The organism is Burkholderia humptydooensis (assembly GCF_001513745.1).
In the GTDB taxonomy this organism is placed as follows: Bacteria; Pseudomonadota; Gammaproteobacteria; order Burkholderiales; family Burkholderiaceae; genus Burkholderia; species Burkholderia humptydooensis.
Genome location: NZ_CP013382.1, coordinates 1,678,090 through 1,690,864, shown reverse-complemented (window position 1 = coordinate 1,690,864; position 12,775 = coordinate 1,678,090). Strand labels below are relative to the sequence as shown.

Here is a 12,775-nt window from a genome sequence, read left to right as displayed (position 1 = left end):
GCAGCCGGTGACTCAAGCTTGGCAAATCCGCCTTAAGAGAGGGTTAACGGCATCGTATCGGATGTTGCGGTGTATGATGCGACGCGCGGCGATCCACGATCGCGCGCCGCGCAACCGGCCGGCTCGACGAGCGCCGGGCGCGGGGCCGCGTCCCGTTTGCGCCGCGCCCGGCCGCACGGACCGTCGATACAACTTGTTTCAGCTTCGCCGCCGCCGCGGCCCCGCGGCAGCGTGCTGATCCGATCGCGCGGAACGCTGGCGATCACGCTTCGGCGTCGGTGCCCAGCAACGCGGCGTCGCGTCCGCTCGTCTGCAATTGCGACCGGAAGTTGGCGAGGAGCGCGGCGCGATCGTGGTACGTGGTCGCCAGCGCATGGCCGTACGAGATCACCGCTTCGTTGACGGGATGCCGGATGCGCTCGAACCGGTCGAGCGCATCGGCGAGCGCGATCTGTCCGCTCAGGTGCAGGTCGAGGCACTCGCCGAGTTCGCCCGCGTCCTCGATCGCGAGGTTCATGCCCTGGCCCGTGATCGGATGGATGCTGTGCGCGGCGTCGCCGAGCAGCGCGACGTTGCGCTTGTGATAGCAGTCGAGATTCATTCGCCCGAGCGGGATCGACGGAAATTCCGTGCCCGGGCCGATCGCCGCCATCGCGTCGGCGCTCTCGTCGCCGACGAATTCGGCCAGACGCGCAACCAGCTTCGTGCGCGTCGCGTCGGCGAGATAATTTTGCATGTCGCTCGCCGGAAAGCTGACGACGAGACGCGTCGCTTCGTTGCCGATCGGATAGAAATAGGCGAGCCCCTGGTTCGAATCGACGTACAGCCTGTTGCATTCGCGAACGCTGTCGGTGAGCGCGATCGTGCCGAACGCCATTGGCGCCGCATACGGAACGCGCTCGGCATGCGCGCGCAGCACGTCGCTGCGGATCATCGAGCGCGCGCCGTCCGCGCCGATCAGCACTGTCGGCGCGACGGTCTCGCAGTCGCTCAACGCGAGCGACGTCACCGTGCCGTCGGCGTCCTGCTCGATCCGCTCGATCGACGTCTCGAAGCGCAGGCGCACATTGGGCAGGCCGTCGAGCTTCGCGAGCAGCAAGCGGCGCAATTGCTCGCACGGAATCAGGATGAAGAAGCCGAGCGCGCTGGACGCCCGGTAGTCGAGCGACGCAATCGGCTCTTTGTCGTGGAACAGCTTCATCGCGTCGCGCCTGAGTCCGCCGGCGGCGAACACGTCGTCGAGCAGCCCCATCTTGCGAACGATGCCGATGCCGGAAGGCTTCAGCAAATCGGCGCCGTTCTGCGCGCGGTTGCGCGCCGCACGCTCGACCACCGTGACGCTGTGGCCCCGCGTTCCGAGCAGGTGCGCGAGTGCGACGCCCGCAATGCCGCTGCCGTTGATCAGTACATCGACTTGATTGTTTTTCATAGTGGGTTCGTTTGATTCCAGTGGTCGCCGTCGACGGTTGGTCCCGACGCCGGATGGGCCCGGTCAGGCGAATTGCAACGCAGGTCTATGAAAGAGATTGATGGGCCGCTTCGATTTTTCCATTGATTTATTCGTGGATTTTGAGTCGCCAAATCATCGGGCGTCGCGAAGGAAATGCATCGTCGGCGGCGCTCGCCGGCCGCGCCAGAAATCGTATTAAAGATGCAAAAAATACGCAAATAAATATGATTGTAAATGGATGGGCGAGGCGTTTCGGCGGGGGATTTATTTGTTTTGATTTATTGAAAATTCAATCCATTCATTTCCGCCGCGTTGAAACGAATGTGCTGATTGAATTGATGCGTGCGATGGCGGGAGCCGCAGCGGCGGCGCGGACCGGCGCGCCGGCGTCGCTTGCGCGGCATTCAACGCGTGGTTTTTTTCGCGACGCGGTGTGCGGCGTCATTCGTCGGGACCGCGCGCGGAACGGGCGCCTCCTTGCGCCGTTCGTTTTTTTGCGCCGAAGGCGGCGGCTCGATTTTCTTGCGCGCGGCGCGCGTGCGCGGCGGCTTCTGTCCGCCCGGCAGCGACGGAAACGCGGGCCGCCCGTCGCCGAAGAGCGGCAGCGTGCCGACCGCGATCAGCTCGACGGGCTCGTTGCCCACGTTCACGACGCGATGCCGCTCGTGCGCATTGAAGTGCAGCGAATCGCCGGGGCCGAGCGGATAGTCCTGCTTGCCGACCGTGTAGCGGACATGCCCCGACAGCACGAACACGAATTCGTCGCCGGCATGCGCGACCCATTCGGACGAATAGCCTTCCATCATCGATACCTTGACCGCGTTGAGCTGGCTGCCCGCGAAGGTCGTCGACAGGCGCTCGTAGCGCTGCTGCGTCGGACGGATCGAGTACGACTCGCGGCTGCCCTCGTGCGAATCCGGCCGATCCTGACGGGGCTGGTCGATGAGCGCGCTGAGCGGCGCGCGCAGCGCTTTGGCGACGTTGACGAGCGAAGAAATCGAAATGCCGGTCAGGTTGCGTTCGACTTGCGACAGGAATCCGACCGACAGGTTTGCCTCGGTGGCGACTTCGAGCAGCGTTTTTTTCAGCTCCCGGCGCAGGCGGCGGATGCGTCCGCCGATATGCATGATGTCCGAATCCATGAATCTCCCACGAGGCTACGGTTGCCGTTCGACGCAAGGCGCGCGGCGCCTGCGATTGCGTCGGCCGTGCCCGTTGCGCGGGCGCGGCGCGGCGGTGATGCCCGAGCATTGTACAGCGACGCTTTTGGCTTTTTGCGCGTGTGGAAGCGCACTTCTACGCGGCGCCGGTGCGTCGTTCGCGCAGCTCGCAACGGCGGGCGGCGCTTGACTCAGGTCAAGGCCGCGATCGTGCGACGGGCGATCATACCGAAAGGCTGGACGGGAAGCACGAGCGTCGATCGCGCGTGACGACGCCGGCGCGCGGTGTCGACATTGGACGGCGGCCGCATACACGAAAGCCAGGAGACCGTCATGGTGCGCAAATATCGGGTCGTTCTCGCGACCATCGCCGTGTTCATTTCGCTAGCGGGGATGATGGAAGCCGTTCGCGGCCTGCTGTTCGACAGCAGCGCCGAGTTTTTCTATGGCGTGATCGCGCTGTCGGTCGGCGTCGCCGCGTTCGTCGTGCTGCTGAATCCGACGGCGAAGGACGAGCGCTGACGGCGTCGCGGCGCGCGGGCCCGATCGGTCGGCAGGTTCGCTCGCGGATGGGGAGGCGCGATCCGATCGCGCGCGTTTGCGCCGCGTGCGCGCGCACGGCGATCACCGCGACGGCCGCGCCCGCATATCGCTCAGTTCGTCACCACCATTGCATGCGCGCGCTTGCCGGCGTCCGGCAATGCGCCCCATGTGAGCGGAACGAACACCGTGCCGCCCGCTTTTTCGATCGTCTCGACGAACGCGCCGAGCGTCGCGCCCGCGGCGATCGCGAGCGGCTCGCCGCCGAAGTAGCTTTCGGTCCGAAGCCACGGCGCGAGGCCTTCGTTGATGTCGACGACGCTGCACGTGAGCCCGCCGCGCCCGGCCTCGGGCGGCAGCAGCGGGCCGTCGAACGCGACGCGCAGGATCTGGTCGGGGCTGTCGCCGTAGGGTGGTCCGGCGTACAGTTCGTAAGGCGCCTCGCTCCAGCGGTCGCCGCACTGGCGATCGAGCGGCAAGCACGTGAAGTAGGCCCACGGATTGCGCACGAAGCAGAGGCGATAGGTGTCGCGCACGCCTTCGAGATTCGCTTTCAGTGTCATGGCCCGCCCCATCGTTCGGCGCGTGCGAGGCCGGCACGAAGGGCACGACGGCGCACGCGACGAAACGATCATCGCCCCGTTGCCCGCCGGCGTGTTGACGCAGATCAACCGCGCGCCGCGCGCGGCCGGTTGACGTGGGTCAAGCGGGCGGCGCGGCGCGGCTCTATGCTGAAGCATCGATGGTCCGCTGCGCGTGCCGGCAGTGGCTACAGGAGATTGTCATGCCCGTCATGAAGATTTCGTTTCCTCTGGATCCGCCGCCCGAGTACTGCGCGCGCGATCTCGTCGTCGCATTTCCGGCGCTCGTCGACGGCGAGTACGTGCAATGCGCGATCACGGCCGAGGCGCTCGAAGATCATTTCGGCGCGGCGTCGCTGAAGGAGGACGATCTGCTCGCGGCGTTCGACCTGCATCGCGGCAAGATCGAGCATGCGGCGCGCCGGATGCTCGACGAGATCGGCGGCAAGCCGGTCCTGCTGCACAGCGGGTTCTTTCGATTCCTTTACGAATAGCGCACGCATGCCGCGCGGCGTCGCGCGGCGCCGCGTCGGCCGATCCGGCTGGAGAGCGACATGACGTTGTCAGGCAACATCAAGGACGGCGACTGGACGGTCGAAGTGACGACGTCGCCGGTGCAGGGCGGTTACGTGTGCGACATCAAGGTGATGCACAGTGCGCCGGGCGGCGGCGTGTTCAGGCACGCGTTCCGGCACGGCGGCACGTATCCGGCCGAGCGCGACGCGATGATCGAGGGGCTGCGCGCGGGCATGACCTGGATCGAGCTGAAGATGTCGAAAGCATTCAATTTGTAAGGCGGCCGCGCCGCGCGCCCGCAGGCCGGCCGCCCGGCTGCGTCGCTCATCGAGGCGCGCGGCCACGGGGGGCGTGCGTCAATCCTCGTCCGGATCGTCGATCAGCTTGTGCCGCAACGCGTAGCGCACGAGCGCCGCTTCGTGCGGCATCTGCATCTTTTCGAGAATCCGCGTCTTGTACGTGCTGACCGTCTTCGCGCTCACGCACAGCTCGTCGGCGATCTGCGTGAGCGTCTGGCCGGACGCGATCCGGCGGAACACGTCGAACTCGCGGTCCGACAGCCGATGGTGCGGCAGCGTCTCCGCCGGCTCGTTCAGGCTTTGCGCGAAGCGCTCGGCCATCGCGAGGCTCACGTAGACGCCGCCCGAGGCGACCTTCGTCACCGCGCCGACGAGCTCCGAGCTCGCGCTTTCCTTCGTCAGATAGCCGGATGCGCCCGCGCGGAACGCGCGCACCGCGTACTGCTGTTCCGCGTGCATCGTCAGCACCAGGATCCGCAGCGCGGGCTTCTCTTCCTTGATCTGCTTGATCAGCTCGACGCCGTTGCGGCCCGGCATCGACAGGTCGAGCACGAGCACATTGGCGGGCGTCGAGCGCACGAGCGCGATCGTCGTCGCGCTGTCGAACGCTTCGCCGGCGACTTCGTAGCCGGACGCATTCTGCAGGATATGGCGCAGACCGTCGCGCACGAGCGCGTGGTCGTCGGCAATCAGAACCTTGATCATGGGTGGAAATCTTCCTGTCGAGTCGATTGCATCGGGGAGGTCGACCGGCGGGCGGCCGAACCGGCGCCGCGCGCGCCGGCCGCCGCGGGCGCGGCGGCGTGCAACCGTGCGGGCGGGCCGGCGCGTGGCGTGGCGCGTGCGCGTTCGTTTCGAGCCGTCGTCAGAGCGGTCTTCAAGGTCTTGCTCCCCGGTCGAGGCGGCCGCGACGCGGCGTCCCGAACGCGCGGACGCCCGCAAGTGGGCCGCAGCCTCTTATCATCAATATTGAGATGAAATTGTGCTCGATTTGGCTGCTTTTGGCCAATGGGATCGAAGCGCGCACGTGGCGGCTGCGGCGCCGCCGCATGCGCGCCGCGCCGCCCGAGCGCACGCTTGATCCTCGTCAACGGTGGGCCGTCCGTGGCGCGCGAGACTCTCGGCAGGGCGTGCCCGCACGCGATCGAACGGTGTTTTCCGGAGGTGTCGACCATGTACAAAAGAATCTTCGCGGCGCTCGACGGCAGCCGCAGCGCGAGCGTCGCGCTCGACGAAGCGATCAAGGTCGCCAAGACGTTCGGCGCGACGGTGACGGCCGTGTGCGTCGTCGAGCACAAGCCGCAGCTCGTCGACGTCGACGCCGCGTACCTCGAGCCGCAGGACGACGGCGGCCCGGCGACCGACATCGCGACCCGCGTGCTCGCCGACGCGAAGGCGCGGCTCGCGCAGCATCGCATCGAGGGCTCGGTGCGCGCGATCGATTCGTATGGCGAGGACGTCGCGGCGGTGCTGATGCGCACGGCCGCCGAGTGCGGCGCCGATCTGATCGTGATGGGCACCCGCGGGCGCCACGGAATACGTCGGCTGCTGCTCGGCAGCGTCGCCGAATCGCTGCTGCGGATCGCGGACCGGCCCGTGTTGCTGCGCCGCCACGACGAATCCGCCGCCTGACGCGGCGCACGCGGCGCACGCGGCGCACGGCGTCCGCATGCTGCGTTGCGGCAAGCGGGCGCGGCAATCGAGATCGGCGAAGCGCGGAGGTCGCCACGCGGCGATATCCTGACGCCACGAGGCGGCGGTCGCGATCGCCGCCGGCCTTCGGGCGGAGCGACCGTCGCGTGATCGACGCGCGGGTTCACCCGGCAGCAACGAAGGGAAGGCGCCCGAGACGGGCGCGGCCGGCCCGCGCTGGCACCGGTTCCGCCCGACGACGCCGCCGCCGCGGTGTCGCTCAATGCGACAGCAGCACGGGCACCGTCATCGATTCGAACATCGTCCGGGTCACGCCGCCCAGCACGCGTTCGCGCGCGCGTGTATGGCCGTAAGCGCCCATCACGAGCAGGTCCGCGTGCAGGTCGGCCGCGCGGTTCAACAGCGCCGCGCCGGTCTCGACGCCCGGCACGTGCGCCGACGTCGAGAACGATGCCTGGATGCCGTGCCGGCCGAGATACGCGGCGACGTCGATGCCCGCGGGCGCGAGATCGGCGCCCGTCTTGCGGCGGTACATCACGCTTTCGACGGTCACGAAGCGCGCGCGCTTCAGGATCGGCAGCGCATCCGCGACCGCGCGCGCCGCCTCGCGGCTGCCGTTCCACGCGACCAGCACGTTCTCGCCGAACGTGTGCATCGCGCCCGTGAACGGCAGCACGATCGCCGGCACGCCACAGCTCATCACGACGTCGTCGACGAAGTGCTGCTCGATGAACGCCGCGTCGTCGCCCGGATCGGGCTGGCCGAGCACGACGAGGTCCGCATGGCGCGCGTGCAGCGTCGCGACGTCGGTGGGCGGCCCGGCGGGCGCGCGCCACTCGAAGTTGACGCCCGCGCGTTCGCCGGCGGCCGTGAAGCGCGCCTGCGCGGCGTCGCGTCTCGCGGCGTGCTGCGCCTCGTTCGCCGCGAGGCGCAGGCTCTCGTCGCGGCGAAAGAGCGGCCGCATCAGGTCCTGGCATACGGCGTACAGGCCGATCGCGTGTGCGTCCCAGCGCCGCGCGAGGTCGAGCGCGAACTCGGTGCGCGCGCCGCTCTGGCGGCTGTCGTCGACATGAACGAGCAAAGTCTTGAATTTCATCACGCAGTCTCCGTCGGATGAGTGGCGTTCGCGTCGGCGGCCGGCGCGCCGCGGGCCGGAATCATCAGCACCGGGCAGCGGGCGTGCCGCAGCAGCCGTTCGGCGACGCTGCCGAGCATCAGCCGGCGAACGCCGCGCCGGCCGTGCGTGCCCATCACGATCAGGCTCGCGCCGATCTCGCGCGCCGCGCGCTCGAGGCGTTCGGCGACGTCCTCGCCCGGCGGCTCGACCTCGACGAGCCGAGGCGCGCCGGCGACGCCGCGCCGCGTCATCCGGGCCTGCGCATCGTCGAGCACGCGCCGGCCTTCCTCGCGAAACGCATCGATGAGGATCGACGGATCGTAGCCCGGCGTGTCGAATGCGAACACCGGCATGTCGACGACATAGACGGGGACGAGCCGCGCGCCCGTGTCGACGGCGAGCTGCAGCGCCGAGTCGAGCGCATGCGACGCGGTCTCGCTGCCGTCGAGCGCGACAAGAATGATCGAATACATGTCTGTCTCCCAACACCCGTTTCGTTCGGCCCGCGCCCACCGCGCACCGCGCGGCTCGGCTCGGCTCGCCGCCCGCGCGCCTCTTCGGGCGGCATCGGACGCGCGCGCCGTCGTGCCGCTCAGTGCGACATCAGGACCGGCACCGTCATCGACGCAAAGATCGTGCGCGTCACGCCGCCGAGGATCAGCTCCTTCCAGCGCGCGTGGCCGTATGCGCCCATCACGAGCAGGTCGGTGCCTGATTCGTATGCGTGCGACAGCAGCACGTCGCCGATCGACGCGTCGCGCGAGCGTTCGAGGTCGCGCACGTCGATGTTCGCGTGATGCCGCGCGAGCGTGAGCGCGATGTCGGCGCCCGGAATCCGCGCGCCGGGCGGCTCCTGCCCGGCGCCGTTCACGGTGACGATCGTCGTCTTCGTCGCGAGCGCGAGGAACGGCGCCGCGTCGTGGACGGCGCGCGTCGCCTCGCGGCTGCCGTCCCACGCGACGAGCACGCGGGTGCCGATCGCGGACGGCATGCCCGCGTAAGGCAACAGCAGCACCGGGCGGCCCGCCGACAGCACGAGCGTGTCGGGGAAGCTGTCGTCGACGTAGGTTTCCGGGTCGTCCGGATCGGCCTGGCCGGCGATCACGAGGTCCGCGTAGCGCGCGTAGTGCGGCACCGCTTCGTTCGCGCGCGCTTCGGCGACGATCCACTGGCCCTCGACGTTCGCGCGCTTGAGTTCCGCATGGAACAGGCGCTCGAGCGCCGCGCGCTTCTCGCCGCGCCGCTTTTCCTGGTCGGCGAAGTAGTCGGCGCTGCCCGCCATCACGTAGAACGACGTCGGCTCGGGCGTGTAGATCGAGAAGATCGCGCTCAGGTACGCGCCGAACTGGCGCGCGAGCGTCAGCGCCGTTTCGAGCCGCGTGCGCGCGCGATCGCTCGTGTCGAGGTGGACCAGGATGCTCTTGTAGCTCATCGCTCGTTCTCCTAGGTTCCGGCGCGTCGCGCGCCGTTTTGGACGTATGTCCCCAGTCTATGAAGCGCGCGGGCGGCGCGCTTGACTCAGATCAAAGCCCGTCAGGCCGCCCGGCCGGGCCCGCGTGCTGCGCGCGTGCGTCGCATCCGCGTGGGCCGCGGCGCTTGATGCGCGTCAACCGGCGTGCGCGCGGCGCGCCTAGAGTGAGGCGCGAGGGGCATTCCACGCCCCGCGAGCGGAGAACACGACATGAAAGCGCTGGTGTATCACGGGCCCGGCCGCAAGTCGCTGGACGAGCGCCCGATGCCCGAGCTGGTCGCACCGACGGACGTCATCGTGCGCGTCACGCGCACGACGATCTGCGGCACCGACCTGCATATCCTGAAAGGCGACGTGTCGAGCTGCGAGCCCGGGCGCATTCTCGGCCACGAGGGCGTCGGCGTCGTGCATCGCGCGGGCGCCGCGGTGAGCACGCTGAAGGAGGGCGACCGCGTGCTGATCTCGTGCATCTCGTCGTGCGGGCAGTGCGAATACTGCTGGCGCGGGATGTATTCGCACTGCGCGACGGGCGGCTGGATTCTCGGCAACCGGATCGACGGCACGCAGGCCGAATACGTGCGGATCCCGCACGCGCAGACGAGCCTGTACCGGATTCCCCCCGGCGCCGACGAGGAGGCGCTCGTGATGCTGTCCGACATCCTGCCGACGGGCTTCGAGTGCGGCGTGCTGAACGGCCGCGTGCAGCCGGGCGGCACGGTCGCGATCGTCGGCGCGGGGCCGATCGGGCTCGCGGCGCTCTTGACCGCGCAGTTCTATTCGCCCGCGCAGATCGTGATGATCGATCCGGACCCGAACCGGCTCGCCGTCGCGCAGCGCTTCGGCGCGACCGCGTGCATCGACAACGGCCAGGTCGACGCGGTGGCCGAGGTGAAGGCGCTGACGGGCGACGGCGTGGACTGCGCGATCGAAGCCGTCGGCATTCCGGCGTCGTTCGAGCTGTGCCAGCAGATCATCGCGCCGGGCGGCGTGATCGCGAACGTCGGCGTGCACGGCGTGAAGGCGGATCTGCATCTCGAGACGCTGTGGGACCGCAACATCACGATCACGACCCGGCTCGTCGACACGTCGAGCACGCCGATGCTGCTGAAGACCGTCGGCGCGGGGCGGCTCGACCCGAAGCGGCTGATCACGCACCGTTTTCCGCTCGCCGGCATCGAGCAGGCATACGAGACGTTCGGTCATGCGGCGAACACGCGCGCGCTGAAGGTCATCGTCGAAGTGTCCGAGTAGGCGTGCACCGGGTGCCCGGGTAGGCGCGCCCGGGCGGCATGCGCTCGCGCCCTCGCGCGAGCCCGTCACGAAACGCGTTTAGAATGCGGGATGCCGATCCACGCCGCGCACGCGCCGCGGCGGGCGCCGCGGTTCTCCGCGGGCGCCGACGCCACCCGGCTCGGCATTCGTCGCGTTCGAGGTGCGTTTCGTGTGGCATTTTCCGCAGGCTGTTCCCGCGTCGCTCGGTCCGTGGGCCGTGTTCGCCAGCGTGCTCGTCACGCAGCTCGGCATGCCCGTGCCGGCCGTGCCGATGCTGATCGTCGGCGGCACGATGGCGGCGATGGGGCAGGCGTCCTATGCGAGCATGCTCGTCGCGGCCGTCGCCGCGACGGTGCTCGCCGATTCGATGTGGTTCTTCGCCGGACGCGCGCGCGGCCGGCGGCTCCTCAACGCGCTCGTGCGCTTCTCGCTGTCGCTCGACGCGACGCTGCGCGTCGCGCGCAAGGTGTTCGAAAAGCACGGCGCGCCGCTTCTCGTGCTCGCGAAGTTCCTGCCGGGCCTGGGGCTCGTGTCGGCGCCGCTGCTCGGCACGACGGCCGTCGCCGTGTGGGTGTTCCTGTTCTGGGACGTCGCGGGCGCGTCGTTATGGGCGAGCGTGTGGCTCTTCGGCGGCGCGGTGCTGCACGACGAGATCGTGCGGCTGATGCAGTGGGTGAGCGCGAGCGGCGGCACGCTGTTCGACGCGTTCGCCGCGATCTTCGTCACGTTCCTGCTGTACCGCTCGGCGATGCGCATGCGCTTTCGCCGCTGGCTCGCGAAGATTCGCATCAGCCCGCAGCAGCTCGATGCGATGCTGAAGTCGGCGGCGCCGCCCGTCGTGTTCGACGCGCGGCCGCGCGCGGTGCGCGAGAAGGAGGCGTACCGGATCGCGGGCGCGTATCCGCTCGATCTCGATTCGCCGGAGTCGCTGCATCCCGATCTGATGACGCGCCCGGTCGTCGTGTACTGCGTATGCCCGAACGAAGCCACCGCGAAGCGCATCGTCAGCCAGCTCCAGCGCAAGCGCATCCGCCACGCGCTCGCGCTGAAGGGCGGCCTCGACGCGTGGGAGAAGCAGGGCTATCCGGTCGAGCCGCTGCCCGCGGACTTCGACGCCGCGCGCTACGTCGCGCCGCCGCCCGCCGAGCCCGCCGACGGCGGCGGCTATCCGATGCGCGCCGGCCTGACCGACTAGCCGCGCGTCGATCGGCGCGGCATGGCGGATCGATCCTGCCGCGCCCGCCCGGAGATTCCGGCGCCGCATTGCGTTGATGCATCGCTTCGGCGCATTGCTTCGATACTTCGATATATTGCTTCGACGTATCGCACGCATTCTTTCCCGTTTTGTCCCGATCGTTGCCCGAGAGCCTGCTAATGCCCGCGCATTCCGTTCCTTCCCGCCGTCCTCCGATTCCGCGCACCGTGTGGGCGCTCGGCTTCGTCAGCCTGTGCATGGACGTGTCGTCCGAGCTGATCCATGCGCTACTGCCGATCTATCTCGTGACGACGATGGGCATGAGCGTCGCGGCGCTCGGCGTGCTCGAAGGCGCGGCCGAGGCGACCGCGATGATCGTCAAGATCTTCTCCGGCGCGCTGAGCGACTGGCTCGGCCGGCGCAAGGCGTTGCTGCTGCTCGGCTACGGGCTCGCCGCGCTGACGAAGCCGCTCTTTCCGCTCGCGTCCGGGCCGGCGACGGTTGCCGCCGCGAGGCTGCTCGACCGGGTCGGCAAGGGCATCCGCGGCGCGCCGCGCGATGCGCTCGTCGCCGACGTCGCGCCGCCCGAGATCCGCGGCGCGTGCTTCGGGCTGCGCCAGTCGATGGATACCGTCGGCGCGTTCGCGGGGCCGCTGCTCGCGATCGTGCTGATGCTCGCGTTCGCCGATCACATCCGCGCGGTGCTGTGGTTCGCGGTCGTGCCGGCGTTCGCCGCGATCGTGCTGATCCTGTTCGGCGTCGACGAGCCCGCCGCCGCGCCCGCCGCCGCGCGCACATTCCGCTCGCCGCTTCACTGGCGCGCGCTGCGCGCGTTTTCCGGACGCTACTGGTTCGTCGTGCTGATCGGCACCGCGTTCACGCTCGCACGCTTCAGCGAGGCGTTCCTCGTGCTGCGCGCGCAGCAGGCGGGGCTCGACATCGCGTGGATTCCGGCCGTGATGGTCGTGATGAGCGTCGCGTATGCGGCGTCCGCGTATCCGGTCGGCATCGTGTCCGACACGTTCGGCGCGCGCGCGCCGCTCGCGGCCGGCATGCTGCTGCTGATCGCGGCCGATCTGCTGCTGGGCGCGAGCGCGTCGCCGACGGCGCTGTTCGCGGGCGTCGCCGTCTGGGGGCTGCACATGGGCTTCACGCAGGGGATGCTCGCCGCGCTCGTCGCGGAAACCGCGCCGGCGGAACTGCGCGGCACCGCGTTCGGCGTGTTCAATCTCGCGGGCGGGATCGCGATGCTGGCGGCGAGCGCGCTCGCCGGCTGGCTGTGGGAGCACCACGGCGCGCCGACGACGTTCTTCACCGGCGCGGCGCTCGCGGCCGTCGCGCTCGCGATGTGCGGGTTCGTTCGGCGGCGGCCGCGGCGGGCGGCCTGACGGTGGGCGAAGGCCGCCGCTCGCTCGTCCGCTTGCGTTGCCATTCACCTGCCAGACCCCCGTCAAGAACCGGCAAAACATCGACAAAACTGCGCGACCGACAGGGTTTTAAAAAGGCACTATGCTCAACGCT

14 protein-coding genes are annotated in these 12,775 nt (G+C 69.2%); 7 read left to right on the top strand and 7 right to left on the bottom strand.

Annotation, left to right across the window (positions count from 1 at the left end; all coding sequences use genetic code 11):
* Positions 1-262 precede the first annotated feature (262 nt).
* Both AQ610_RS26545 and AQ610_RS26540 read right to left on the bottom strand, forming a co-directional pair.
* Complete coding sequence (locus AQ610_RS26545; RefSeq protein ID WP_006027497.1) at positions 263-1,429, bottom strand: FAD-dependent monooxygenase; 1,167 nt, start codon at positions 1,427-1,429, stop codon at positions 263-265.
* A gap of 425 nt (positions 1,430-1,854) precedes the next feature.
* Positions 1,855-2,592 carry a helix-turn-helix domain-containing protein gene (locus AQ610_RS26540; protein WP_006027496.1) on the bottom strand — a complete coding sequence of 246 codons (738 nt, stop codon included), beginning with the start codon at positions 2,590-2,592 and terminating at the stop codon, positions 1,855-1,857.
* 351 nt (positions 2,593-2,943) lie between these two features.
* Here AQ610_RS26540 and AQ610_RS26535 point away from each other — a divergent pair, with 351 nt between their 5' ends.
* Complete coding sequence (locus tag AQ610_RS26535) at positions 2,944-3,132, top strand: DUF2964 family protein (RefSeq protein ID WP_009914759.1); 189 nt, start codon at positions 2,944-2,946, stop codon at positions 3,130-3,132.
* A gap of 131 nt (positions 3,133-3,263) precedes the next feature.
* Here AQ610_RS26535 and AQ610_RS26530 read toward each other — a convergent pair whose 3' ends face one another.
* On the bottom strand, positions 3,264-3,713 hold the full coding sequence (locus AQ610_RS26530; protein WP_006027494.1) for a hypothetical protein: 450 nt from the start codon (positions 3,711-3,713) through the stop codon (positions 3,264-3,266).
* Positions 3,714-3,934: 221 nt separating this feature from the next.
* Here AQ610_RS26530 and AQ610_RS26525 point away from each other — a divergent pair, with 221 nt between their 5' ends.
* Together AQ610_RS26525 and AQ610_RS26520 are read left to right on the top strand one after the other, a co-directional pair.
* On the top strand, positions 3,935-4,225 hold the full coding sequence (locus AQ610_RS26525; RefSeq protein ID WP_009914761.1) for a DUF1488 family protein: 291 nt from the start codon (positions 3,935-3,937) through the stop codon (positions 4,223-4,225).
* A gap of 60 nt (positions 4,226-4,285) precedes the next feature.
* Positions 4,286-4,525, top strand: a complete 240-nt coding sequence (locus AQ610_RS26520; protein WP_009914763.1) for a hypothetical protein — start codon at positions 4,286-4,288, stop codon at positions 4,523-4,525.
* Positions 4,526-4,603: 78 nt separating this feature from the next.
* Here the strand turns inward: AQ610_RS26520 and AQ610_RS26515 are convergent, their stop codons facing one another.
* Entirely contained in the window at positions 4,604-5,251 is a 648-nt protein-coding gene (locus AQ610_RS26515) for a response regulator (RefSeq protein WP_006027491.1), read from the bottom strand.
* Positions 5,252-5,719: 468 nt separating this feature from the next.
* Between AQ610_RS26515 and AQ610_RS26510 the strand changes: the two genes are divergently transcribed.
* Positions 5,720-6,178 carry a universal stress protein gene (locus AQ610_RS26510; RefSeq protein ID WP_006027489.1) on the top strand — a complete coding sequence of 153 codons (459 nt, stop codon included), beginning with the start codon at positions 5,720-5,722 and terminating at the stop codon, positions 6,176-6,178.
* 280 nt (positions 6,179-6,458) lie between these two features.
* Here the strand turns inward: AQ610_RS26510 and AQ610_RS26505 are convergent, their stop codons facing one another.
* From AQ610_RS26505 to AQ610_RS26495, 3 genes are all read right to left on the bottom strand, one after another.
* The gene (locus AQ610_RS26505) at positions 6,459-7,295 is read right to left on the bottom strand and encodes a universal stress protein (protein ID WP_006027488.1); all 837 of its coding nucleotides are present in this window, start codon (positions 7,293-7,295) and stop codon (positions 6,459-6,461) included.
* Entirely contained in the window at positions 7,295-7,789 is a 495-nt protein-coding gene (locus tag AQ610_RS26500; protein ID WP_006027487.1) for a universal stress protein, read from the bottom strand. The genes AQ610_RS26505 and AQ610_RS26500 overlap by 1 nt, the downstream gene beginning before the upstream one ends.
* 119 nt (positions 7,790-7,908) lie before the next feature.
* Positions 7,909-8,748, bottom strand: a complete 840-nt coding sequence (locus AQ610_RS26495) for a universal stress protein (protein WP_006027486.1) — start codon at positions 8,746-8,748, stop codon at positions 7,909-7,911.
* 249 nt (positions 8,749-8,997) lie between these two features.
* Here AQ610_RS26495 and AQ610_RS26490 point away from each other — a divergent pair, with 249 nt between their 5' ends.
* From AQ610_RS26490 to AQ610_RS26480, 3 genes are all read left to right on the top strand, one after another.
* Positions 8,998-10,038, top strand: coding sequence for a zinc-dependent alcohol dehydrogenase family protein (locus AQ610_RS26490; RefSeq protein WP_006027485.1), 1,041 nt, complete (start codon positions 8,998-9,000; stop codon positions 10,036-10,038).
* A gap of 190 nt (positions 10,039-10,228) precedes the next feature.
* Complete coding sequence (locus tag AQ610_RS26485) at positions 10,229-11,254, top strand: VTT domain-containing protein (RefSeq protein ID WP_006027484.1); 1,026 nt, start codon at positions 10,229-10,231, stop codon at positions 11,252-11,254.
* A gap of 179 nt (positions 11,255-11,433) precedes the next feature.
* Entirely contained in the window at positions 11,434-12,642 is a 1,209-nt protein-coding gene (locus tag AQ610_RS26480) for an MFS transporter (RefSeq protein ID WP_009914767.1), read from the top strand.
* Positions 12,643-12,775 lie beyond the last annotated feature (133 nt).

Excerpts from the sequence above, each read along its gene's own strand:
- AQ610_RS26545 (WP_006027497.1), bottom strand. The coding sequence starts at position 1,429 with ATGAAAAACAATCAAGTCGATGTACTGATCAACGGCAGCGGCATTGCG.
- AQ610_RS26540 (WP_006027496.1), bottom strand. The coding sequence starts at position 2,592 with ATGGATTCGGACATCATGCATATCGGCGGACGCATCCGCCGCCTGCGC.
- AQ610_RS26535 (WP_009914759.1), top strand. The coding sequence starts at position 2,944 with ATGGTGCGCAAATATCGGGTCGTTCTCGCGACCATCGCCGTGTTCATT.
- AQ610_RS26530 (WP_006027494.1), bottom strand. The coding sequence starts at position 3,713 with ATGACACTGAAAGCGAATCTCGAAGGCGTGCGCGACACCTATCGCCTC.
- AQ610_RS26525 (WP_009914761.1), top strand. The coding sequence starts at position 3,935 with ATGCCCGTCATGAAGATTTCGTTTCCTCTGGATCCGCCGCCCGAGTAC.
- AQ610_RS26520 (WP_009914763.1), top strand. The coding sequence starts at position 4,286 with ATGACGTTGTCAGGCAACATCAAGGACGGCGACTGGACGGTCGAAGTG.
- AQ610_RS26515 (WP_006027491.1), bottom strand. The coding sequence starts at position 5,251 with ATGATCAAGGTTCTGATTGCCGACGACCACGCGCTCGTGCGCGACGGT.
- AQ610_RS26510 (WP_006027489.1), top strand. The coding sequence starts at position 5,720 with ATGTACAAAAGAATCTTCGCGGCGCTCGACGGCAGCCGCAGCGCGAGC.
- AQ610_RS26505 (WP_006027488.1), bottom strand. The coding sequence starts at position 7,295 with ATGAAATTCAAGACTTTGCTCGTTCATGTCGACGACAGCCGCCAGAGC.
- AQ610_RS26500 (WP_006027487.1), bottom strand. The coding sequence starts at position 7,789 with ATGTATTCGATCATTCTTGTCGCGCTCGACGGCAGCGAGACCGCGTCG.
- AQ610_RS26495 (WP_006027486.1), bottom strand. The coding sequence starts at position 8,748 with ATGAGCTACAAGAGCATCCTGGTCCACCTCGACACGAGCGATCGCGCG.
- AQ610_RS26490 (WP_006027485.1), top strand. The coding sequence starts at position 8,998 with ATGAAAGCGCTGGTGTATCACGGGCCCGGCCGCAAGTCGCTGGACGAG.
- AQ610_RS26480 (WP_009914767.1), top strand. The coding sequence starts at position 11,434 with ATGCCCGCGCATTCCGTTCCTTCCCGCCGTCCTCCGATTCCGCGCACC.